Origin of the sequence: Aeromonas sp. QDB62 (assembly GCF_027705695.1) — a bacterium.
GTDB lineage: Bacteria > Pseudomonadota > Gammaproteobacteria > Enterobacterales > Aeromonadaceae > Aeromonas > Aeromonas allosaccharophila.
Genome location: NZ_JAPDCD010000024.1, coordinates 30,036 through 53,125, shown reverse-complemented (window position 1 = coordinate 53,125; position 23,090 = coordinate 30,036). Strand labels below are relative to the sequence as shown.

At 58.9% G+C, this 23,090-nt stretch carries 18 protein-coding genes and 3 pseudogenes; 12 read left to right on the top strand and 9 right to left on the bottom strand.

The features are described 5' to 3' along the window. Nucleotides 1-219: 219 nt before the first annotated feature. The 6 genes and pseudogenes from thrA to OKC27_RS13400 form a co-directional block, all read left to right on the top strand. Entirely contained in the window at nucleotides 220-2,679 is a 2,460-nt protein-coding gene (gene thrA, locus OKC27_RS13425) for a bifunctional aspartate kinase/homoserine dehydrogenase I (RefSeq protein WP_270806375.1), read from the top strand. A 2-nt stretch (nucleotides 2,680-2,681) separates the two neighbouring features. Continuing rightward, entirely contained in the window at nucleotides 2,682-3,662 is a 981-nt protein-coding gene (thrB, locus tag OKC27_RS13420; RefSeq protein WP_182939204.1) for a homoserine kinase, read from the top strand. Next, nucleotides 3,659-4,933, top strand: coding sequence for a threonine synthase (thrC, locus tag OKC27_RS13415; protein WP_127008406.1), 1,275 nt, complete (start codon nucleotides 3,659-3,661; stop codon nucleotides 4,931-4,933). Before thrB ends, thrC begins: the two co-directional genes overlap by 4 nt. Nucleotides 4,934-5,009: 76 nt before the next feature. Further along, nucleotides 5,010-5,827 (top strand): annotated as a pseudogene (locus OKC27_RS13410) (IS5 family transposase); the annotation flags it as partial. Nucleotides 5,828-5,903: 76 nt separating this feature from the next. Next, the gene (locus OKC27_RS13405) at nucleotides 5,904-7,118 is read left to right on the top strand and encodes an IS256 family transposase (protein ID WP_270806377.1); all 1,215 of its coding nucleotides are present in this window, start codon (nucleotides 5,904-5,906) and stop codon (nucleotides 7,116-7,118) included. Between the two features lie 28 nt (nucleotides 7,119-7,146). Next, nucleotides 7,147-7,338, top strand: a pseudogene (locus OKC27_RS13400) (transposase); the annotation flags it as partial. A gap of 256 nt (nucleotides 7,339-7,594) precedes the next feature. Here the strand turns inward: OKC27_RS13400 and OKC27_RS13395 are convergent. Then, on the bottom strand, nucleotides 7,595-8,110 hold the full coding sequence (locus tag OKC27_RS13395; protein ID WP_127008408.1) for an REP-associated tyrosine transposase: 516 nt from the start codon (nucleotides 8,108-8,110) through the stop codon (nucleotides 7,595-7,597). Between the two features lie 597 nt (nucleotides 8,111-8,707). Between OKC27_RS13395 and OKC27_RS13390 the strand changes: the two genes are divergently transcribed. After that, nucleotides 8,708-9,085, top strand: a complete 378-nt coding sequence (locus OKC27_RS13390; RefSeq protein WP_064341425.1) for a hypothetical protein — start codon at nucleotides 8,708-8,710, stop codon at nucleotides 9,083-9,085. A 393-nt stretch (nucleotides 9,086-9,478) separates the two neighbouring features. On the opposite strand, the gene OKC27_RS13385 is transcribed toward OKC27_RS13390, so the two are convergent. Continuing rightward, nucleotides 9,479-10,705, bottom strand: a complete 1,227-nt coding sequence (locus OKC27_RS13385; RefSeq protein WP_064341426.1) for an RNA-guided endonuclease InsQ/TnpB family protein — start codon at nucleotides 10,703-10,705, stop codon at nucleotides 9,479-9,481. A gap of 58 nt (nucleotides 10,706-10,763) precedes the next feature. Between OKC27_RS13385 and tnpA the strand changes: the two genes are divergently transcribed. Both tnpA and OKC27_RS13375 read left to right on the top strand, forming a co-directional pair. Next, nucleotides 10,764-11,168 carry an IS200/IS605 family transposase gene (gene tnpA, locus OKC27_RS13380; protein WP_064341427.1) on the top strand — a complete coding sequence of 135 codons (405 nt, stop codon included), beginning with the start codon at nucleotides 10,764-10,766 and terminating at the stop codon, nucleotides 11,166-11,168. A 53-nt stretch (nucleotides 11,169-11,221) separates the two neighbouring features. Further along, nucleotides 11,222-11,389, top strand: a pseudogene (locus tag OKC27_RS13375) (DUF1349 domain-containing protein); the annotation flags it as partial. Between the two features lie 107 nt (nucleotides 11,390-11,496). Here the strand turns inward: OKC27_RS13375 and rimO are convergent. Next, nucleotides 11,497-12,825, bottom strand: coding sequence for a 30S ribosomal protein S12 methylthiotransferase RimO (gene rimO / locus OKC27_RS13370; RefSeq protein WP_064341428.1), 1,329 nt, complete (start codon nucleotides 12,823-12,825; stop codon nucleotides 11,497-11,499). 292 nt (nucleotides 12,826-13,117) lie between these two features. Here rimO and OKC27_RS13365 point away from each other — a divergent pair, with 292 nt between their 5' ends. Then, a complete protein-coding gene (locus OKC27_RS13365; protein ID WP_234605487.1) occupies nucleotides 13,118-14,233 on the top strand; it encodes an HD domain-containing phosphohydrolase in 1,116 nt (371 codons plus the stop codon). A 158-nt stretch (nucleotides 14,234-14,391) separates the two neighbouring features. Here OKC27_RS13365 and OKC27_RS13360 read toward each other — a convergent pair whose 3' ends face one another. The 6 genes from OKC27_RS13360 to OKC27_RS13335 all read right to left on the bottom strand — a co-directional run bounded on the left by OKC27_RS13360 (nucleotide 14,392) and on the right by OKC27_RS13335 (nucleotide 18,426). Continuing rightward, entirely contained in the window at nucleotides 14,392-14,577 is a 186-nt protein-coding gene (locus OKC27_RS13360; RefSeq protein ID WP_127008414.1) for a hypothetical protein, read from the bottom strand. A gap of 42 nt (nucleotides 14,578-14,619) precedes the next feature. Then, complete coding sequence (locus tag OKC27_RS13355) at nucleotides 14,620-15,192, bottom strand: NifB/NifX family molybdenum-iron cluster-binding protein (RefSeq protein WP_234605484.1); 573 nt, start codon at nucleotides 15,190-15,192, stop codon at nucleotides 14,620-14,622. Then, the gene (locus tag OKC27_RS13350) at nucleotides 15,189-15,503 is read right to left on the bottom strand and encodes a DUF134 domain-containing protein (protein ID WP_042657840.1); all 315 of its coding nucleotides are present in this window, start codon (nucleotides 15,501-15,503) and stop codon (nucleotides 15,189-15,191) included. The genes OKC27_RS13355 and OKC27_RS13350 overlap by 4 nt, the downstream gene beginning before the upstream one ends. 226 nt (nucleotides 15,504-15,729) lie before the next feature. After that, nucleotides 15,730-16,920: a dicarboxylate/amino acid:cation symporter gene (locus OKC27_RS13345; protein ID WP_234605482.1), complete on the bottom strand. Its 1,191-nt coding sequence runs from the start codon at nucleotides 16,918-16,920 to the stop codon at nucleotides 15,730-15,732. Nucleotides 16,921-17,112: 192 nt separating this feature from the next. Next, complete coding sequence (locus OKC27_RS13340; RefSeq protein ID WP_075113071.1) at nucleotides 17,113-17,676, bottom strand: hypothetical protein; 564 nt, start codon at nucleotides 17,674-17,676, stop codon at nucleotides 17,113-17,115. Nucleotides 17,677-17,787: 111 nt separating this feature from the next. Further along, the gene (locus OKC27_RS13335) at nucleotides 17,788-18,426 is read right to left on the bottom strand and encodes a TetR family transcriptional regulator (protein WP_127008422.1); all 639 of its coding nucleotides are present in this window, start codon (nucleotides 18,424-18,426) and stop codon (nucleotides 17,788-17,790) included. Between the two features lie 140 nt (nucleotides 18,427-18,566). On the opposite strand from OKC27_RS13335, the gene OKC27_RS13330 reads away from it, so the two are divergent. Next, on the top strand, nucleotides 18,567-19,760 hold the full coding sequence (locus OKC27_RS13330; protein ID WP_042056871.1) for an efflux RND transporter periplasmic adaptor subunit: 1,194 nt from the start codon (nucleotides 18,567-18,569) through the stop codon (nucleotides 19,758-19,760). Between the two features lie 17 nt (nucleotides 19,761-19,777). Next, nucleotides 19,778-22,927, top strand: coding sequence for an efflux RND transporter permease subunit (locus OKC27_RS13325; RefSeq protein WP_270806374.1), 3,150 nt, complete (start codon nucleotides 19,778-19,780; stop codon nucleotides 22,925-22,927). Nucleotides 22,928-23,090: the final 163 nt, after the last annotated feature.

Here is a 23,090-nt window from a genome sequence, read left to right as displayed (position 1 = left end):
TAAAAGCCAGCTTCGTCAACGAGTGTTCGTCATGCAGTTATTCACCAACGTCATCACCACCACCATTATTACCGGTACCACCACAGGTGGCACTGGGGCCGGTTGATGCGCTGACGAACAAGCACAGAAATCAGAAAAGGCCCGTACCCACCCAGTACGGGCCTTTTTGTTGGATTGGTTTTTAGATTGAATTTCATAGATTTACAGGGAGAGAAAGCGATGAGAGTGTTGAAATTTGGCGGGTCTTCACTGGCCGATGCAGAGCGTTTTTTACGGGTGGCCGATATCGCGGTCAATACCCACGGCCAATCTCAGGTAGCCCTGGTGCTGTCTGCGCCTGCCAAGGTGACCAATCATCTGGTGGCGCTGGTGGAACAGACCAGTCGCGGCATGGATGCCAGTTCCACCCTGTTTGAAGTCAACGGCATCTTCTCCCGCCTGCTGGCCGGGTTGAAGGCGGCTTATCCGGCGCTCGATGACAAGGCGCTGTTGGCCCGTCTCACCGCCGAGCTGGATCAGGTTGAGCGGCTGATGCAGGGCATCCGTCTTCTGGGCCTCTGCCCGGACAACGTGCAGGCGCGCATTCTGAGCCGTGGCGAGAACCTCTCCATCGCTTTTATGCACGAACTGCTGCGGGTGCGCGGTCTGGATCTGGAGCTGATCATACCGGAAGAGCTGCTGGTCACCGACGGCGGCTATCTGGAAGCCCACGTCGATATCGAAGCCTCCCGTCTGCGCTTTGCCGCCAAGGGTCTGCGTAGCGATTGCCTCTACCTGATGCCGGGCTTTACCGGCGGCAGCGACAAGGGCGAAACCGTGCTGCTGGGCCGTAACGGCTCCGACTACTCCGCCGCCGTGCTGGCCGCCTGTGTCGATGCAGAGTGCTGCGAGATCTGGACTGACGTCGAGGGCTGCTACAGCTGCGACCCCCGTCTGGTACCGGATGCCTACTTGCTGAAAACCCTCTCTTACAAGGAGGCGATGGAACTCTCCTACTTCGGCGCCAAGGTGCTGCACCCGAAAACCATCGCGCCGGTGGCCCAGTTCCATATTCCCTGCCTCATCAAGAACAGCTTCAACCCACAAGGTCCGGGCACCCTGATCGGCCCCGAGAGCGGCGACGATGACCTGAAAGTGAAGGCCATCTCCGACTTGTCCGGCATGTGCATGTTCAACGTCTCCGGCCCCGGTATGAAGGGGATGGTCGGCATGGCCGGTCGCATCTTCTCCGCCGTCTCCCGCGCCGGGGTCAGTATCGTGCTGATCACCCAGTCATCTTCCGAGTACAGCGTCAGCTTCTGTATCCACAGCTACGACAGTGAGAAGACCCGCAAGGTGCTGGAGCGCGAGTTCGAGCTGGAGTTCAAAAACCAGCTGCTGGAGCCGCTGGATATCATCAGCGATCTGGCGATCATCTCCCTCATCGGTGACGGCATGCGCACCAGCAAAGGGATGGCAGCCCGTTTCTTCACCTCGCTGGCGCAAGCCTCCATCAATATCGTCGCCATTGCGCAGGGCTCCAGCGAGCGCTCCATCTCGGCGGTGGTGCGGGATCGCAAGGTGGCGGAAGCCATCAAGGCGTGTCACCAGAACTTCTTTGGTAGCCAGCACTTTATCGACCTCTTTGTGGTCGGGGTCGGCGGCGTCGGTGCCGCGCTGGTGGATCAGATTGCCCGCCAGCAACCGGTACTGGCCGAGCAGGGCACTGGCCTGCGGGTGGTGGGCATCGCTAACAGCCGCCAGATGGCGGTCAACAAGGATGGCCTCAACCTCGCCAACTGGCGCGAACAGCTGGTCGAGGCCCGCGACAGCTTCTCGCTGGAATGGGTGAAAAAGCTGGTGGAAGATAGCCATATCATCAACCCGGTGATCGTCGATTGCACCTCCTCCGAGGCGGTGGCCGTGCAGTATGCCGACTTCCTGGCCGCCGGTTTCCATGTGGTCACCCCGAACAAGAAGGCCAACACCGGTTCGCTCGATTACTACAAGGCGCTGCGCCGCACTGCTCGTCAGACTCGCCGCAAGTTCCTGTACGAGACCAACGTGGGTGCGGGCCTGCCGGTTATCGAGAACCTGCAGAACCTCATCAAGGCCGGTGACAAGCTGCGCGCCTTCGATGGCATCCTGTCCGGTTCGCTCTCCTTTATCTTCGGCAAGCTGGATGAGGGGATGGCATTTTCCGAGGCGACCCAAATCGCCCGCAGCAACGGCTTTACCGAGCCGGATCCCCGCGACGATCTCAACGGCATGGATGTGGCGCGCAAGCTGCTCATTCTGGCTCGCGAGGCGGGCATGGCGCTGGAGCTCTCCGATGTCGAAGTCGAGCAGGCGCTGCCGCCCGGATTTGACGTCAGTGGCGACGTGGAAGCCTTTATGGCCCGCCTACCCGAAGCGGACGGCTGGTTCCGCGACCAGTTCGCCGCTGCCCAGCGTGAAGGCAAGGTGCTGCGTTATGTGGGCTCCATCGAAGGTGGCAAGTGTAAGGTCGCCATCAAGGCGGTCGGTGGCGATGAGCCGCTGTTCAAGGTCAAAGACGGGGAAAACGCGCTCGCCTTCTTCTCCACCTACTACCAGCCGATCCCGCTGGTGCTGCGCGGCTACGGCGCCGGTACCGAAGTGACCGCGGCGGGCGTATTTGCCGATGTGCTGCGCACCCAGAACTGGAAGCAGGAGCTATAAGCATGAGTTCAGACATGTACCAGAGCAGTAGCGTGGTCGCCTATGCTCCCGCCTCCAGCGCCAACCTGAGCGTGGGATTCGATGTACTGGGGGCGGCGCTCGCCCCCGTGAATGGCACCCTGCTCGGCGATCGGGTGCAGGTGAAAACCGCTGACGTGCCTTTTGCGCTCTCATCCGTGGGCCGCTACGCCCACAAGCTGCCGGACGATCCGAAAAAGAATATCCTGTTTGACTGCTGGGTTGCCTATGGCGAGGCGCTGGAGAAGCGCGGCCTGACACTCAAGCCGCTCGAAATGGTGCTGGAGAAGAACCTGCCGGTCGGCTCGGGGCTGGGGTCCAGCGCTTGTAGCGTGGTGGCGGCGCTGGAAGGGCTCAACGCCTTTCACGGTGAGCCGCTCAACGAGCACGACATGCTGCTGCTGATGGGGGAGATGGAAGGGCGCATTTCCGGCTCCGTTCACTACGACAACGTGGCCCCCTGTTATCTCGGTGGCATGCAGCTGGTGCTGGAAGAGCACGGCGTTATCAGTCAGGGCATTCCGGTGTTCGAGCAGTGGTACTGGGTGGTCTGCTACCCGGGCACTGTGGTCTCTACCGCCGCCGCCCGCGCCATCCTGCCGGCCCAATATCGCCGTCAGGATTGCCTCACCTACGGTCGTCGCCTGGCTGCCTTTGTCCACGCCAGCTACACCGGGCAGGAGGGGCTGGCCGCCAGCGTATTGAAAGACGTGATTGCCGAGCCCTACCGCGCGGCGCTGATCGAAGGCTTTGCCGAGGTGCGGGCGCAGGCGGCCCAGAACGGGGCGCTCGCTACCGGCATCTCCGGCTCCGGCCCCACCGTCTTTGTGGTGATGAAGGATCTGGCGCAGGCCGAGCGAATGAAGGATTGGATGGAAGCACATTTTGTGCAGAACGAAGATGGATTTGCCCGGGTCTGCAAACTGGACATGGCCGGGGCACGGGTAACAGGAAGCGAGCTATGAATCTCTACAATATCAAGGACAACAGCGAACAGGTGAGCTTCGCGCAGGCGGTGCGTCAGGGCTTGGGTCGCGAACAGGGGCTCTTCTTCCCCGAACAACTCGAAGCGCTCGCCGATGTGGATGCCTTGCTGGATCTGCCGCTGGCCGAACGCTCTGCCCGCATCCTGAGCCACCTGCTGGGGGATGAAGTGCCCGCCGCCAAGGTCAGCGAGCTGATCAACGCCGCCTTCACCTTCCCGGCACCGCTGGTCAAATTGAAAGATGGCACTTATGCCCTTGAGCTGTTCCACGGCCCGACCCTGGCATTCAAGGATTTTGGCGGCCGCTTTATGGCCCAGTGCCTCGCCACCTTTAGAACAAATGACAATATCACCATCCTCACTGCCACCTCCGGCGACACCGGCGCCGCCGTGGCCCACGCCTTCTATGGGCTGGAGGGGATCGAGGTGGTCATTCTCTACCCGAAGGGCAAGATAAGCCCGCTGCAGGAGAAGCTCTTCTGCACCCTCGGCGGCAATATTCGCACCATCGCCATCGACGGTGACTTCGATGCCTGCCAGGCGCTGGTGAAACAGGCCTTTGACGACGAGGCGCTGAAAAAGGCCATTGGCCTCAACTCAGCCAACTCCATCAATATCAGCCGTCTGCTGGCGCAGGTTTGCTACTACTTCGAGGCGGTGGCCCAGCTGCCCAAAGCCGACCGCGCCAAGGCGGTGATCAGCGTGCCGTCCGGCAACTTTGGCAACCTCACCGCAGGCTTGATTGCCAAGGCGCTGGGGCTGCCGGTGAAGCGCTTTATCGCCGCCACCAACGCCAACGATACCGTGCCGCGCTACCTGAAAACCGGTCAGTGGGAGCCGCACCAGACAGTGGCCACCCTGTCGAATGCCATGGATGTCAGCCGCCCCAACAACTGGCCGCGGGTAGAAGAGCTCTGCCGTCGCAAGGGTTGGGCACTGGAGACCTTAGGCTCCGGTATGCGTGACGATGCCCAGACCCGCGACGCGCTCAAACGCCTGCATCAGCTGGATTACCTCTGCGAACCCCACGGCGCCATTGCCTGGGATCTGCTGGAGGAACAGCTGGCCGAGGACGAAGTGGGGGTGTTCCTCTGCACCGCCCATCCCGCCAAGTTCAAGGAGTCGGTAGACGAGATCCTCAATCTCGATGTACCGCTGCCCGGCCCGCTGGCCAAGCACGCCGAACTGCCGCTGCTCTCCGTTAATTTGCCTGCGGAGTTTGCCCGGTTAAGAGCGTTTTTGGTGGGCTAAGCCGCTTAGGGAAGGTGCGAACAAGTCCCTGATGTGAGATCATGAGCCCCACTTGGCATCAGGGATAAGGTTCAGCATGAATCATCAGCTCACCTTCGCGGATAGCGAGTTTTCAATGGCAAACGCCGCAAAACCCGTAAGGAGTTATTCCTAGCTCGTATGGAGGCGTTGCTCCCATGGGCAATGATGCTGGCGGTCATCGAGCCCGTCTATCCCAAGGCAGGTAATGGCCGTCGTCCCTACCCACTCGATACCATGCTGCGTATTCACTGCATGCAACAGTGGTATAGCCTTAGCGACGGCGCCATGGAGGATGCGCTCTATGAGATTGCTTCGATGCGTCTGTTTGCCAAGCTCTCACTGGACCAGGCCATCCCCGACCGTACCACCATCATGAACTTCCGCCATCTGCTGGAGCAGCACCGGCTGGCCCGGCAGCTCTTCGACACCGTCAACCAATGGCTTTCTGACGCCGGCATCATGATGAAGCAAGGCACGTTGGTCGATGCCACTCTCATTGAGGCCCCTTGCTCGACCAAGAACAAGCGTGGCGAGCGTGACGGCGAGATGCACCAGACCAAGAAAGGCAATCAATGGTACTTCGGCATGAAGGCTCATATCGGTGTCGATGCCAAGAGTGGCCTGACGCACAGTCTGGAGACCACGGCAGCCAATGAGCACGACCTCAATCAAGTGGGAAATCTGCTCCATGGCGAGGAGGCATTTGTGTTCGCTGACGCAGGATATCAGGGTGCAGAAAACCGTGAAGAGCTGGCAGATGTAAAGGCACAATGGGCGATTGCGATGCGACCTGGCAGGCTCAAGGAGCTCAAAAAACATCCGCACAAAAACAAGGCTGTGATTGCCTTTGAGAGGCTCAAATCCAGCATCCGCGGAGCCTGTAAATCCAATTGTGTAACCGCCCACGAATAAGTAACTTTTTCAAAAGGATACCTTCGTGGGTAAGCAAATGGACCAAGACAAACTCAAAGCACTGGCCGCTGAGCTGGCCAAAGACATCAAGTCTGAAAAAGATCTCGGCACCCTCACCCAACAGCTGATCAAGCTCACCGTCGAGACCGCGCTCAATGCCGAGATGGACGAGTACCTAGGCTACGAGAAACACGCCCCACAAGGCCGCGGGACCGGTAACAATCGCAATGGCTATTCCACCAAGCGCCTCAAAGGGCAGCACGGAGAGGTCACCATCCAGGCGCCTCGTGATCGCAACAGCTCTTTCGAGCCTCAGTTTGTCCGCAAGGGCCAGTCCCGCCTGACCCAGATGGACGACCAGATCCTCGCCCTCTACGCCAGGGGCTTGAGCACCCGTGACATCGTGGACGCGTTCAAAGAGATGTATGACGCCGACATCTCGGCAGGGCTGGTATCGAAGGTGACCGAGCGCGTCATCGAGCAGGTCCACGAATGGCAAAACCGGCCGCTGGATCCACTCTATCCCATCGTCTATCTGGACTGCATTGTGCTGAAGATCCGCGCGAACCAGCGGGTGATTAACAAGTCGCTCTATCTGGCACTGGGCATCAATATGGAGGGTCACAAGGAGCTGTTAGGCCTGTGGCTGGCCGAGATCGAAGGGGCAAAGTTCTGGCTGTCGGTCCTGACCGAGCTGAAGAATCGCGGCCTGGAAGATATCCTGATTGCGTGTGTGGACGGTCTCAGGGGCTTTCCTGATGCGATTGCTGTGGAGTATCCCCAGACCAAGGTTCAACTGTGTATCGTCCACATGGTGCGCAACTCGTTGCGCTATGTCTCCTGGAAGGACTACAAGGCGGTGACGGCGGATCTGAAGCAGATCTACCACTCTGCGACGGAACGTGAGGCTCAACAGGCGCTGGCGGCCTTCGGCGAGCGCTGGGATAGCCAGTACCCGCAAATAGCGCGCTCCTGGCAGGGCAACTGGGATAATCTGATCACGCTGTTCGATTATCCCCCCGCCATCCGGAAGGTGATTTACACCACCAATGCCATTGAGTCGTTGAACAGCGTGCTGCGCAAAGCGACCAAGCAAAGGAAGCTCTTCCCGACCGACGACTCTGCGCTAAAAGTGGCGTTTCTCGCGATACAGCAGGCCTCCAAGAAATGGACCATGCCGATCCAGAATTGGAAGCTTGCCCTAAATCGCTTTATTATCGAGTTCGGTGATCGCCTGAACGGTCACCTGTAATGGAGTGGGCAGTTACACAGAATCATTTACAGGCTCCATCCGCGCCAAAGTGGAGCACCCGTTTCGGATCATCAAACGTCAGTTTGGCTTTGTGAAGGCGCGGTTCAAGGGGCTGCGTAAGAACGACAACCAACTGGCGATGTTGTTTACGCTGGCGAATCTGTTTCGCGTGGACCAGATGATACGGGCATGGGATAGCTGTGCCCAAAAATCGAGATAAGCCTCGAAAATGAGGCTAAATGGCGCTTAATAGCCGAATACTTGCAGCAAAAAGTCAGGTTTTTGGAGTGATGGGCATTTCAAATGCGGACAAAGAGTTCGTGGTGAAGGTGCGATCCACTTGTTCGCACCTTCCCTAGATTTGATTTTGGTTATCGATTCTATATGGTCAAAAATGATCTTATTTGGGAAATCATATCTCCCGTTTGTTGGGCCTCGCGGCGCTCAGCGCCAACCTACAACATATCCCAAGTCGATTATTCCCGACGCGAGTCACTATCAATGGCCCAATCTGGCGTTATCCATCCTGCGGCGATATGGCGATGAATGGAGGAGTAAGGCCAATCGACAGGTTTGGCACAATAACCATGTTTGACCGGATTGAAATGGATGTAATCGACATGGGCTTGCAGATCCTTGTCATCCCGGATCAGATGCTCCCAATAACGGCGTTGCCAGATACCGCGTTCCCGTTTTCTGAGTCGGCTCTCCCGTATCCGCTCTGTTTTGGCGAGACTTCGTGAAAAGCCGGCCTTGATTAGAGACCAGCGCATGGGATAGTTACTGTCACCCGGCGGTAGTTGCCATATGGCATGGAGATGATCCGGCATCACCACCATGGCAATAATCTCGAAGGGGTGTTGCTGTTTGACGTGGCGGAGCACTTCGCGCAGCAGGTCGATATGACGTACCAGTAGATCCTGCTTTCGGTCAGCCAGGTTGACGGTGAAGAACCAACATGCCCCACTGGTTGTTGCTCGGCGATAGCGCATGGTTCTCCTTTCCGGAAATATCCAGTCTGTTCGGTTGCACCGAATGGCCACCAACTGGCCGAGGGCTCGCGTGTTGGGCTTCGCTACGCTCAGCGCCAACCTACGCAATGCATCAATCACTGTGCAAAACCCACGCTACCGCCCGTGGATTACAGCTTCCAATATGCTCCATTAACCAGCGGGGCAGCAGCCCATCACTGATGAATAGGCACCGGATGGCTATGTTAAGCCAGTCGAATCTGGTCGTGCCAGTCAAAAAATGACGTAAGTGTCAGTAATGACTGGTTTTTTGCGCTGGCTCAACAAATCGCTCTGACCGGGAACCGGATTCCCATGGCCCTTGATTTTATTGGAGTTGGCGGGCGTGGCGGGAAAGTTGGGGGCAGACTTGCCGTCGGGGAAGGGTTGGCTGGGGACCATCCCGCTCAGCCAATCGGCGCTATAGTGCGGGCGATGGTTGCCCTTTGCTCCGCTCCCAAGCTGGCGAGGCGGGGGATCTGCGGCAACAATCAGATGTTGCAATCACAGCCATTTGCAACACATCGTCATGCAAATATGACCATGCAAACACATCACCAGATAGAGAGGAGATCACCCATGAAGCGTACCATCCTGTTCGGCCTGCTCTGCGGCAGCGTGCTGCTGGCCAATCCGGTCTTTGCCAACGACGCAGCCCAGTTGCAGTGCGAGGCGCAGGCCGCAGCCAAAAAGCTTAACGGCGCCGCCAAGACCAGCTTTGTCGGCAAGTGCGTGAAAGATGCCACTGGCGCCGCGAGCGGTGAGTGCGAGAAGGCGGCCGCCGACAAGAAGCTGGCCGGTGTGGCCAAGAACAGCTTTATCCAGAAGTGCGTGAAGACGGGCGCGGCGGTGGATCCGGCGGCCAAGTGCGAGAAGGCGGCAGCCGACAAGAAGCTGGCTGGCGCGGCCAAGAACAGCTTTGTCCAGAAGTGCGTGAAGGATAGCGCCGCCAAGTAAGGCATTTTCTCATCCGGTGTGTTTGCGGGGGGCCATCAGGCCCCCCGCGCTTTTTGGGACGCACTGATGGCGCAACGCACAAGCCTTGTATCGGGGCAGCAATAGCGACACTATTGACTCCTTTTATGGGTTCCGCAGAGGCGCAGCCATGACCTGTCGTGACCGGACGAGGCGTTGGCTAGCCCCATTTGTGCGGGATTACGCGGGATAAAAGGGAGCAAAGCAGGATGATGGAAGGGATGGAATGGCGCTGGCTCAATGAGCCCGCCGAATGGCACCAGACAGATGACGGTTTGCTGGTGGTAACGGACTAGCAGACCGATTTTTGGCGCAGCACCTGGTTTGACATCCTCCCCCACCTTCGCGCTTCGCGTCTCAGGAGGGGGATTCCCATTACTGGGTGATAGCTGCTCTCGCAGTACCGGGTTCCTGCTTCATCGGGCGGCCTGTTTGCACCGCTCCTCCACAGGCTAAAACGGCGTGTCCCGCCGCTAAAATATTGCGAGCGCCGTTCACATCGGCGTTCGCCTCATAACCACACGCAACGCATTTAAACTGGCTTTGCGTCAGGCGGTTATCCTTCGCAGCGTGCCCACAACAGGCGCATTGCTGGCTGGTGTAGGCCGGATTAATCACCAGCACCTGACCGCCTCGCCATGCCTGCTTGTATTCGAGCTGGCGGCGTAGCTCAAACCAGCCCTGATCCAATATCGAACGATTCAGCCCTGATTTTGCCCGGACGTTGCGCCCCGGCTGGCTTGTCGTGCCCGCTGCTGATTTTGACATGTTGGAAACCTTCAAATCCTCAATAACAATCATCGCGTGGTTTTTGCTGATTGTCGTGGTGACCTTGTGAAGGTAATCGCGGCGGGTATTGGAGATATGTGAGTGCAGCCGCTGGATCTTGGCTTTTTGCTTCTTCCAGTTACTGCTGAACTTTACTTTTTTGCTCAACTGGCGTTGGAGCCTTGCCAGCTTGGCCTGATTGGTTTTGAAGCTGTTGACGGGCTCAAACACCGTACCATCTGACAGGGTTGCGAGCTTGGCGATACCCGCATCCAGCCCGACCATTGAGCCGGACGGGTGAACTGGCTCGGGGTGCTCCTGCTCGACCTGAAAGGAGATATACCAGTGCCCGGCGGCTTGGCTGACAGTGGCGTTTTTAATCTTCCCTTCAACTAGCTGGGACTGGCGGAACTTGACCCAAGCCAGCCCGGCTGGCAGCTTCACTCGCCCTTTTTCAAGGCGGCAATACTTGTCGAAGTTGACAAATCTGATTGAGTCTCTGTTGTCGCTTTTCTTCTTGAAAACAGGAGCCTTGGCGGCGAGTTTCTTATCAAAACAGCGCATCCACGCGCCGTGCAAATCCTTGAGTTTCTGCTGGAGGTTGTCGGTGTATGCCTCAACCAGAAAGGCCATTTCCGGGTCTTTCTTCCAACTGGTGAGCATCCGGTTCAGCTCAAAAGCAGAAGGCAGTTTTTCGCCAGCATCAAGAAGGCGTTTGGTTTCTGCCAGCCCGTGATTCCAGACATAACGAGCACATCCGCCCAACTGGCGCAGGCGTTGTGCTTGTTGTTCAGTCGGATCAAGTCGGAATTTGTAGGCTTTAAGAATTTGCATTCAATACTCAGTATGTAGCAATATTTCTTCGCATCATTACACCGAACAGAGTCATTGAATGCAAGTCATAAACATCAATAAGTCACGCTATGCCGCTTATCTCCTCCATGTTCACTTGGTGTTTGTGACCAAGTATCGAAAAAAGATATTGGGCGATTTACACCTTGCCGCATTCAATCAGTATGCCACTGTGGTTTGTAACGACTTTGGCGCGGAACTGAAAGAGTGTGACGGAGAGGCTGATCATGTTCACATGCTGATAGAGTACGGCCCAACAGTACAGCTATCGGTACTGGTGAACTCGTTGAAGGCAGTCACATCAAGGCGACTGCGCAATGAATTCCTGGACTTAAGAGGTGCTTACAGTAAGCCCGAGCTCTGGTCACGCTCCTACTTTGCTGGCTCTTGCGGCGGTGCGCCGTTGGAGGTGATCAAGCAATACATTCAAAACCAGCGGGGCTGACGCCCCGGCGAAATTCCCCTCCCACCTACGTCGGAGGGAGTCCCCTTTCGCATTCAGATGGCAAGGTGTGGCCGCTGCTGCGTCTAGCCCCGTTTCCGCCAGGCGAAAGTTGCTTTATCGGGGTGATGTGCTGCACACCGGAGCGGCAGGGACTGGCGGTGCACTTCTCTGATTTGCGCCTCACAGCGCCCCTTGGCAAGGCACTGCACGACCTCGGCTAGCGGTTTATCGCCAGTAGTTGTTAAACAAAAAGCGCCATCAGGCGCTTTTTGTTTAGTTACGTTGAACGCTATCGGCTCAACGCGCGGCGTGTTTACCCATGGCAGGGTTAGCCAATCAGGCTGGCCCACAGGTCATATTCGTCGGATTCGTCGATCCGCACCTTGACCATGTCGCCCGGCTTGAGGCCGGTTTCGCCGTTGAGGTAGACCAGACCATCGATCTCCGGTGCATCGGCAAAAGAGCGGCCAGTGGCGCCCTCTTCGTCCACTTCGTCGATGATAACGGTCATCTCCTGACCCACTTTGCGAGCCAGTTTGCGGATGGAGACCTGCTGTTGCAGCTCCATAAAACGCTGGAAGCGCTCTTCCTGTACCTCTTCCGGTACCGGATCCGGCAGCTCGTTGGCCAGCGCCCCTTCGACCGGGCTGTATTTGAAGCAGCCGACCCGATCCAGCTCCGCCTTGTCGATGAAGTCGAGCAGCATCTGGAAATCTTCCTCGGTCTCGCCCGGGAAGCCGACGATAAAGGTGGAGCGCAGGGTGATCTGCGGGCAGATCTCGCGCCACTTCTGGATCCGCTCCAGGGTACGCTCGACCGTACCCGGGCGCTTCATCAGTTTCAGGATGCGCGGGCTGGCGTGCTGTAGCGGGATGTCGAGGTAGGGCAGTACCTTGCCATCGCGCATCAGCGGGATAACGTCATCCACGTGCGGGTAGGGGTAGACGTAGTGCAAGCGCACCCAGATGTCGAGCTTGGCCAGCTCTTCGCACAGGGCGACCATGCTGGTCTTGACCGGCATGCCGTCGTAGAAACCGGTGCGGTGCTTCACATCGACGCCGTAGGCGGAGGTGTCCTGGGAGATCACCAGCAGCTCCTTCACGCCCGCCTCTTTCAGGCGCTTGGCTTCTGCCAGCACGTCGCCGATGGGGCGGCTCACCAGATCACCACGCATGGAGGGGATGATGCAGAAGGTGCAGCGGTGGTTGCAGCCCTCGGAAATCTTCAGATAGGCGTAGTGGCGCGGGGTCAGCTTGACGCCGTGGGCCGGAACCAGACTGGTGAAGGGGTTGTGCTGCGGCTTCTCCACATATTTGTGGACGTGGCCCAGCACCTCTTCGTAGGCGTGGGGGCCGGTGATCTCGAGCACCTTGGGGTGGATCTCGCGGATCTGATTCTCTTTGGCGCCGAGGCAGCCGGTGACGATCACCTTGCCGTTCTCGGCCAGCGCTTCGCCGATCGCTTCCAGCGACTCTTGCACCGCGCTGTCGATAAAGCCGCAGGTGTTGACGACGACCAGCTCGGCATCGTCATAGCTGGGCACCACATCGTACCCTTCGGTACGCAGCTGGGTCAGGATGCGTTCTGAATCGACCAGGTTTTTGGGGCAACCCAAGGAGACGAATCCTACTTTGGGGGCCTGTTTTGTGTTGGACATCGCTCAATCACTCTTAGGTGGCTCTTATTCAAGGGCGCGGATTTTACCGGAATGGTTAACCAAAAACTATACAGCCAGCATGGCAGAACCGAACAATATCTCCGGGCAGGCAGGATTGGGTTGCATCAATGGCCAGAAATGACGCGCCCTTGATGGGGCTATTGCCCCTGTCGCGCGGGCCTGTTACGAAGATCCCGCTTTGTTGGCTTTCCTGTCATTTTCGGCTCAATGGCAGGGAGGGTTGCAACGGGAGTCACTATACTCCCACCACGGGGATACGGTGGAGAAGACGATGGAAAGTTCATTTGGCGAAAGAATGCAGAGCGTGCATGCCACGCTGCGCGAGCGTTTTGACAAGCTGAGCCGGGTGGCCATCGCGATTTATGATCCCCATACGGATCAGCTCAAGACCTTCGCTCACAGCACCGAGGGGCACTCGCCGCTGGTGCAGTATGAGGTGAAGTTGAGCGATGTCCCCTCCCTGCGCTATCTGGCGGAGCACAAGCAGCCTCGGGTGCTTGGCAATCTCGATGCCCTGCGTGGCTCGGCGTCTGAGCACAGCCGCAAGCTGCTGGAGGCGGGCTATGCCTCCAGCTATACCGAGCCGCTGCTGTTCAACAGCAAGCTGTTTGGTTTTCTGTTCTGCGATGCGATGGAGCCGGGCTACTTCAACGAGCCGATCCGCAGCGAGCTGTCAGCCTATGCCCAGGTGTTGTCGGCCATCATTGCGGTGGAGTTTTTCTCCATCCAGACCCTTGGCGGCGCGCTGACTACGGCGCGGGAGTTCAGCCGTTATCGGGATGAGGAGACCGCCAACCACCTGCACCGGATGTCGGGCTACTCCCGGCTGATCGCCAGGACACTGGCACCGAGTTGCGGGTTGAGCGATGAGGAGGTGGAGTTTATCTATCTCTTCTCGGAGCTGCACGACATCGGCAAGATCGCGGTGCCGGATGCCATTTTGCTCAAGCCGGGCAAGTTGGCGCCGGAAGAGTTTGAGGTGATGAAGAGCCACCCCGGCAAGGGACAGGAGATGATCAACCTGATGATCAACGAGTTTGGCCTCGATGGCATTCACCACACCGATATGCTGACCAATATTATTGCCTATCATCACGAGCGTTTTGACGGCACCGGTTACCCGCAAGGATTGGCGGGGGAGGCAATTCCGCTGGCGGCCCGCATCGTGACGGTAGCCGATGTGTTTGATGCCCTGACCAGCGAGCGCCCCTACAAGCAGGCTTGGCCGTTCGAGATGGCGTTTGCCTATTTGGAGGAGCATGCCGGCAGCCAGTTCGATCCCGCCTGTGTTGCCGCTGCCCTGCACAACAAGGCCGAGTTTTATGCCATCTATCAGCAGTATCAGGATCCGGCCGGAGAGGCGGCCAGCGGTGCTGAGCCGGGTTGAGCGCGCGTGATGAGCGTAAGGGGCACAGCGGCGGTTCAAGCATGATGAGGAATAAATAGAGAGGGGGCACCAGCAGGTGCCCCCTCTCTTTTAGGCGTCTTTCTATTCAATGCGCCTCCATTTTGCCAACCTTGTATCTGTGGCGGGCCGCTGGCGGGTTATTTTTTGGGCGTCGGCTCGCTGATTTGGTGGAGGTGATCGGCGCAGGCGCTGGAGCAGCCACAGGGGCGCACCTCTTTATCCTCCCGCTTCTGGGCAAGTTGGTATTGACGCCACCAGATGATGGTTCCCATGGCCAGGATCAGCACGAACGAGGCGAGCAGGCTCAACAACCAGATGGACATGATCTCTTCTCCTTGATGGTGATGACATGCACTGTGATGGCATCAGTGATGATGGCAGCAACCGCCCTGTTGGCCTGCGCCCTCACTGCCGTGACAACAAGTATGGCCTTGTCGTGAGCTATCTGCCTGATGGCCACCATTAGCGCAACAGTGACCTGAGCTGCTGTTGCAACCACCATGACAATCGGCATGGCTGTGGCCAGCGCCAACAGGCTGGATGGCACGGATCGCCGACTTGCTCTGATGACGGCGAGACGGGCGGCCCTGACTGGCCTCGGTGAGAGGTTGCAGATTGGCAGGGGCCAGCAGCGCGGGCAGCGGCAGGCGGGCAGAGCGGCATTGTAGTACCCGGATATTGGCCGCCAGCAGGCGCCCCAGCATCCGCTCGCCGATATTGCGCACCACCACCTGACCCACCTGATGATGGGCGAGGGCGTCGAGCAGCCCCTGCTTGCCGTGGCAGCCTTCGGCGGCGGCCGGGTTGGCCAGGGTGGTGATAACATTCCCTTCTGGGCTGAGGATCTGTAACTGCTCGGCACGGGTAAAGTGGCCGGCCAGCAGGCCCTGACTTAGCATCAGGGCGCTGTTGCAGGGGATGTTTGTGACAGGATTCATTTCGGATCTTCTCCACTGGTTTGGTGGTCGGGCTCGGCGGGTTGCATCATCAATGCCTTGCCCAGACTCAGACACTCCACCACCTTGTAGCGCCCTTTTTTCAGGATATTGGCCAAGGTCTGACGGGAGACGCCCATCACCAGGGCGGCCTCCTGCTGCTGCATTCCTTGAAGGTCGACGAGGCGCAACGCCTCGAACTCGTCAGGGGCCAAGGTGACCTGCTCCAGCTGATGCATGGGGCGGCCGTTGGGTTTGAAGCAGCTGTTGGCGGGGCGGCCACAGATCTGGCGGGCAATCTTGGGTCTTGGCATGGTGGCTCCTAATTGGCATACGCCATTTATACGCTCATATGTGGCATATGCCAATAATTTTGTCGGATGTAGAGGGTTGCGCGAATGCTGTTTATGGCAGAGAGGGGTAAAGAGGGGGGAGAGGAAGACGTACAAAAGTAGTGAAGGTGGCAGAAACGACGCAGGCCCGAACATGGTTCGGGCCTGCGGTTTTTGATAGAGGATGGCGGTTGCCTTCCCGGCGAGCTTACGCCTGTTCGGCCTCGGCCACAGGGGATGCGCTTTCAGTGCTCTCGCTGCCGTTGGCGAAGCGATCGGCCCACAGGGCGATCACGCCGTCACCGGTGACGTTGCAGGCGGTGCCGAAGCTGTCCTGTGCCAGATAGAGGGCGATCATCAGGGCGATGGAGGCTTCACCGAAGCCGAGCATGGAGGTGAGCAGACCCAGTGCCGACATCACGCCACCACCCGGCGCGCCCGGAGCGGCGATCATGATCACCCCCAGCATCATGATGAAGGGGAGCATGGTCTCGATGCCCGGAATAGCCAGATGCTCGGAGAGGAACATCACCGCGGTGGCGCAGGTGACCAGGGTAATGGTGGAGCCACAGAGGTGAATGGTGGCGCACAGCGGCACGGTGAAGTTGGCGATGCCGTCGCTCACCCCGTTGTTCTTGCTCGATTGCAGGGCGACCGGAATGGTGGCGGCGCTCGACATGGTCCCCAGCGCGGTGAAGTAGGCGGGCAGCATGTTTTTGATGAGCTGGGCCGGTGAGCGGCCAAGGGCTAGACCGGTGCCGATAAACAGCACGGAGAGCCAGATCCAGTGCATCAGGATCGCCATCACCAGCACCACGCCGAAGGTTTTCAGGGTAGCGAACACGGTGCCTTCTACCGTCATCTCGACAAAGACCCCGGCGATATAGAACGGCAGCAGCGGGATGATCACCCTGGCCAGCAGACGGTCGATGATGTCACGACCCTGATCGGCGACCCGGCGCAGATCGGTGGCCTGGGTGGCGCTGATGCCGATACCGAACACAAAGGCGGCGGCCAGTGCCGACATCACGCCAAACAGCGGCGGGATCTCCAGATTGACGTAGGAGGCGAGCTTGATGGCCGTGGCCGTGGTGGGCTCGGCAGCGGTGGTGAGCAGTGGGATCAGGTGGCTCGCCACGGTAAAGGCGAACAGCCCTGCCAGAATGGTGGAGCAGTAGGAGAGGGCCACGGTTTTGCCCAGCAGCTTGCCGGAGTTTTTCGGCAGGCTGGCGATGCCGCTCATGATAAAGAACAGAATGATGAGCGGAATGGTGAAGGTGATCAGCTGACCTATCACTGTCTTGGCCGTAAACAGCACGCGCGCCACCCACTCAGGGGCGTAGAGACCGAGCAAGAGACCGGCAAGGATGCCAGCAATGAGTTTCAGGACAAGTTTCATAAGGAAATCCGGAGTTGGTTGTATTGTCTGTTTTGTTATTAAATTTTGATATTAATCGAACTTTTTAACACAGAAACCGTGTTATGTCTGCCTTTGCTGCGTTAACACCGAGTTAAATATTGTCGATAGCCAAAATCGCCGACTGGCAGTCGGTTTGGCGTTGAACTGAAAAATCCGTGATGAATTAGCCCGTTAGGGGGCATGATGATCGCCACGCAGCAACATGACGTATTGGCTGGCGTTTTGGCTTGCGGATTGTGGCGTGTTGGTCGAGACGGTTTCCATCGGAGCCAGTTGCAGCGCTATCCCGGATGTGGTGATGAGTTGCTGCAGATGCGGGATCTGCTGGTCGTGGTTCATCCCGCAAGCTGGCAGCAGAGGGAAGCAGAGCGGAGCGCCTGCTTTGAGCAGGGCAGCCAGCTGTTGCAACAGGGGGACAAGAGTGGCTGCATCGCTATCAAGCGGGCGACTCAGCCAGATGCCATCGTAAGGGAGCACCGAGTGCATCCGTGGGAGGGGGCAGACCCGCACCGCTTGTCCGGATTGCTGCGAGGCAACTTTGGCGTCGGCCAGCACGGCGTCACAGGCGGTGACCACATACCCTTCTGCACGCAGCCAGCACAGATCCTCCCCCGTACCGCACTGACCATTGAGCAGATGGGCGCCGGGTTTGAGGCGCGCCACAAAGGCTGCCCGAGCGCGGGCATGCTGGTCGTTCAAGGGCCGGGAAGCGGGGATGGCGTCGGAGTGTGGCACAGGGGTTACCTCAAGCAGGGGGCGCACAGGGTAACAAATCGGGGCCTGACTGCCAAAGCTGGTGCGGTCAGGCCCCGGTTTGCGGGGATGTGTTGGTGATGCTGGAGCCGGTTAGCGGCCGCAGGCGGGCCCGTGGGGCTGGGCCAGCATGGTGAACATGCTCTCTATAAGAAAGCCGGACTCACTCTGCAGGTCGATCCGCCCCGGAAAGTGCAGCCAGTTGATGATGTAGCCATCCAGGGTGCAGTGGAGCAGGGTGGCGGCGCGCTGCAAGTTAAGGTCTGCCGGCAGTTGGCCCCGGCGTACCGCGTTGGCCAGGGTCGTCTCCAGATCCTGAAAAAAGTGGGCTGACTCGCTGCGGATATGTTCACGCAGTGAGATGGCTTCTCCCTCCAGCGATTCGAGATTGAACAACAGGGTGAACATCTGCCGTTGCGCCGGATTGTGAATGAAGCTGTGGAGCACCCCTTCGAAGAAGAGACGCAGTTGCCCCAGCGGATCCGGCTCGTCGGTATTGAGGCAGGCATCGAGCTGGTGGGCGAGTGGGCTGCAGAGCTCTTTCCAGAGCGAAATGAAGAGTTCGTCCTTGTTCTTGAAGTGCCAATAGATGGCCCCGCGCGTCAGGTCGGCCGCCCTGGCGATGTCGGTCAGGCTGGTCTTGGCCAGTCCCTGAGAGCAGAACAGATCCAGCGCCGTGCTCATGATGTGGCAGCGGGTTTGCTGCGCCTCTTCTTTGGTTCGTCTGGCCATCGAAATTAGTGCCTCATGCAAGCAAAAAGTCACTTACATACATTTATGAATGTATGTATATTGCCTCATCTTGCGAATATTTACCAACAGGGCCCATGTGGCCCTGATTGTTCATTGACTGGCAAAGGCTCAGGTGTTTCATGCATAAACATATTCTTGCTCGTTCAGTTGGTCTTGCCTTGCTGGCAACAGGCTTGCTGGCAGGTTGTGGTGACAAGGGCGGCGCGCCCCAGGGACAGGGCGGCATGCCCCCCGCGGCGGTCAACGTGGTGACCCTGCAGAGCAGCCCGCTGATGTTGACCACCGAATTGACCGGCCGCAGCGCCCCGCTGCGGGTGGCCGAAGTGCGTCCGCAGGTGAGCGGCATCATCCTCAAGCGCCTCTTTACCGAGGGGAGCGATGTGAAGGCGGGCGATCTGCTCTATCAGATCGACCCGGCTGTCTATCAGGCGGCGGTTGCCAGCGCCAAAGCCAATGTGGCCAAGGCCGAGGCCAACGAGCAGAGTGCCCGCCTCAAGGCGCAGCGCTATCAAGAGCTGCTCAAGGTCAAATCCATCAGCCGTCAGGACTATGACGACGCCGACGCCAGCTGGAAGCAGGCCAAGGCGGAGATCATGGCAAGCAAGGCGGCCCTGCGCACTGCCGAGATCAATCTCGGTTACACCCGCATCACCGCCCCTATCAGCGGCCGCATCGGTAAATCCGCGGTGACCGAGGGTGCGCTGGTGACCGCCCAGCAGGCAGACAGCCTGACCGCCATCCAGCAGCTCGATCCCATGTATGTGGACGTGCGTCAGTCCACCGCCGATCTGTTGCGCCTCAAGCGACTGGTCGCCGAGGGCAAGCTGACCCAGGACGAGCAGAAAGGCGCCAAGGTGACCTTCCAGCTGGAAGATGGCAGCACCTATGGCGAAGAGGGCTCGTTGCAGTTCTCCGATGTGACCGTGGACGAGACCTCCGGCATGGTGACCCTGCGGGTGATTGTGCCCAACCCTCATCAACTGCTGCTGCCCGGCATGTTCATGCGCGCCACCCTGCAAGAGGGTGAGCGGGCGCAAGGGCTGTTGGTGCCGCAAACTGCCGTGACTCGCACCCCCAATGGTGGCGCGACCGTGATGGTGGTGACGGCTGACAACAAGGTGGAGCTGCGCAACGTCCAGCTGAGCCGTGTCGTTGGCAGCAACTGGGTGGTGGAGTCCGGCCTCACCTCCGGCGAGCGGGTGATTGTGGCTGGCTTGCAGAAAGTACGACCGGGCGCCGTGGTCAATCCCGCTGAGCAGGGCGCCGATGCGCAGTCTGCCCAGGCTGCGTCCAGCACCCCGGCCAACAAGTAGGATGGAGTAATCGCCTCATGGCTCGATTTTTTATAGACAGACCCATTTTTGCCTGGGTGATCGCGTTGGTGATCATGCTGGCGGGCAGCCTGGCCATCATCAAGCTGCCGGTAGCCCAGTATCCGAGCATTGCGCCCCCGGCAGTGAGCATTTCTGCCAGCTATCCGGGCGCCTCCGCCAAGACGGTGGAAGACTCGGTGACCCAGATCATCGAACAGAACATGACCGGGCTGGATCACCTGCTCTACATGTCCTCCCAGTCTGACTCCGCGGGTCGGGTGTCGGTAACACTCACCTTCCAGCCGGGGACCGATCCCGATATCGCCCAGGTGCAGGTGCAGAACAAGCTGCAGCAGGCGATGTCGCTGCTGCCGCAAGAGGTTCAGCAGCAGGGGATCCGGGTACAGAAGACCTCCAGCAGCTTCCTGATGGTGGCCGCCTTCATCTCCAGCGATGGCAGCATGAAGAACGACGATCTGGCGGATTATGTGGTCTCCAACATCAAGGAGCCCCTGAGCCGTCTGGACGGGGTGGGCGAGATCACATTGTTCGGCAGCCAGTACTCCATGCGGGTGTGGCTCGATCCCAACAAACTCAACCGGGTGCAGATGACACCGGGTGATGTGCAGGCGGCCATCAAGGCGCAGAACGCCCAGGTGGCGTTCGGCAAGCTGGGTGGTACTCCGTCGGTGGAAGATCAGCAGTTCACCGCCACCATCATGGGGCAGACCCGGCTCTCTACCGTGGAGCAGTTCAACGACATCCTGCTGCGGGTGAATCAGGATGGCTCCAAGGTGCGGCTGAAAGATGTGGCCCGGGTCGAGCTGGCAGGCGAAAGCTATGACGCCGATGCGCTCTACAACGGCCAGTCTACCGCCGCGGTCGCCATCAAGCTGGCTACCGGCGCCAACGCGCTGGATACCGCGGAGAAGGTGCGTGCCAAGCTCAATGAGCTGTCGGATTACTTCCCGGCCAACATGGAGATCGTCTATCCCTACGACACCACGCCGTTTGTGAAGATCTCCATCGAGGAGGTGGTGCAGACCCTGATCGAGGCGATCTTCCTGGTGTTCTGCGTCATGTATCTGTTCCTGCAGAACTTCCGCGCCACCCTGATCCCGACCATTGCGGTGCCTGTGGTGCTGCTCGGTACCTTCGGGGTGATGGCGGCGTTCGGCTTCTCCATCAACACCCTCACCATGTTCGGTATGGTGCTGGCCATCGGCCTGCTGGTGGATGACGCCATCGTGGTAGTGGAGAACGTGGAGCGGCTGATGAGCGAGGAGGATCTCTCCCCGCTGGAAGCGACCCGCAAGTCGATGACCCAGATCACCGGTGCGTTGGTGGGGATCGCGTTGGTGCTCTCCGCCGTGTTCGTGCCGATGGCCTTCTTCGGCGGCTCGACCGGCGCCATCTATCGCCAGTTCTCATTGACCATCGTCTCGGCCATGGTGCTGTCGGTACTGGTGGCGTTGATCCTGACACCGGCGCTCTGTGCCACCCTGCTCAAGCCGATGAAACATGGCGAGTTTGGTGCCAAGCGCGGCTTCTTTGGCTGGTTCAACCGCGCCTTTGATGCGGGTACCAACCGCTATCAGAGCGGCGTGCGCAAGGTGATCAAGCAGGGCGTGCGCTACAGCCTGATCTACGGCGCCATGCTGGCGGTACTGGCAGTGCTCTTTATGCGGATGCCCACCTCCTTCCTGCCGGAAGAGGATCAGGGGGTCATCATGTCCATGGTCCAACTTCCGGTGGGGGCCACCAAGCAGCGCACCGAGGTGGTGCTGGCCGACATGCGCGACTACTTCCTGAAAAACGAGAAGGATAACGTTGACTCCGTACTGACCGTATCCGGCTTCAGCTTCGCCGGTAGTGGCCAGAACGCGGGTATGGCCTTTATCAAGCTCAAGGACTGGAGCGAGCGCAAGAGCCCGGATCGCAGCGCCAATGCCATTATCGGTCGTGCCATGGGCTATCTGTTCAGCATCAAGGAGGCGCAAGTGTTCGCCTTTAACCTGCCTCCGATCCCGGAGCTGGGTACGGCGACCGGTTTTGACTTCTTCCTGCAGGATCGCGGCGGTATCGGTCACGACAAGCTGATGGCGGCGCGTAACCAACTGCTCGGCATGGCGGCGCAGGATCCCACCCTGGTGCGGGTACGCCCGAACGGGATGGAAGATACGCCGCAACTCGACATCAAGATCGACTACGAGAAGGCGCTGGCGCAGGGGCTCTCCATCGCGGATATCAACAACACCCTGGCCACTGCCTGGGGCTCGTCCTACGTCAATGACTTCGTTGATCGTGGCCGGATCAAGAAGGTCTACATGCAGGCGGATGCCCCCTTCCGGATGAACCCGGAGGACCTGAAACTCTGGTATGTGCGCAACAGTGCCGGTCAGATGGTGCCCTTCTCCGCCTTTGCCAGCACCGAGTGGAGCTTCGGTTCGCCCCGTCTGGAGCGTTATAACGGCGTGCCGGCGATGGAGATCGTCGGTGAGGCGGCGCCCGGCAAGAGTACCGGTGATGCGATGGCTGCGATTGAGCAGATGGTTAAACAGCTGCCGGAAGGGGTGGGCATCGAGTGGACCGGGCTCTCCTTCCAGGAGCGTCAGGCCGGTTCACAGGCTCCTGCGCTCTACGCCATCTCCTTGTTGGTGGTGTTCCTCTGTCTGGCGGCCCTCTACGAGAGCTGGAGCATTCCGTTCTCGGTGATGCTGGTAGTACCGCTCGGGGTTCTGGGGGCCATTGTGGCTGCCACCCTTCGCGGATTGGAGAACGACGTCTACTTCCAGGTTGGTCTGCTCACTACCATCGGCTTGTCGGCAAAAAACGCGATTTTGATCGTGGAATTTGCCAAAGAGCTCTACGACAAGGGGATGGGCTTGGGTGAGGCGGTGGTGGAGGCGGCACGCCTGCGTCTGCGTCCGATCCTGATGACCTCGCTCGCCTTTATCCTCGGGGTGCTACCGCTGGTAATCAGCTCTGGCGCAGGTGCAAGCAGCCGTAACGCCATCGGTACCGGCGTGATGGGGGGGATGATCAGTGCCACCGTGCTGGCCATCTTCTTCGTACCGCTCTTCTTTGTGCTGGTGATGCGCTACTTCACCAAACACAGTAGCAAAGAAGAGCGCCTGACCCATACCCATGAGTCAAAATATGACTGATGGCAGTGCTTTTCTCAGTTAACCTGCGGTATCAGAAGATAATGCCAGACCAAATCTGACCTGCAAATAGGGCAACCTGAATGGTTGCCCTATTTTTTGGCGCTGTCCCGCTTACGTGTTGAAAGGCTAATCTTGAAGTAGGCCATCACCTTGAGGTCTACCA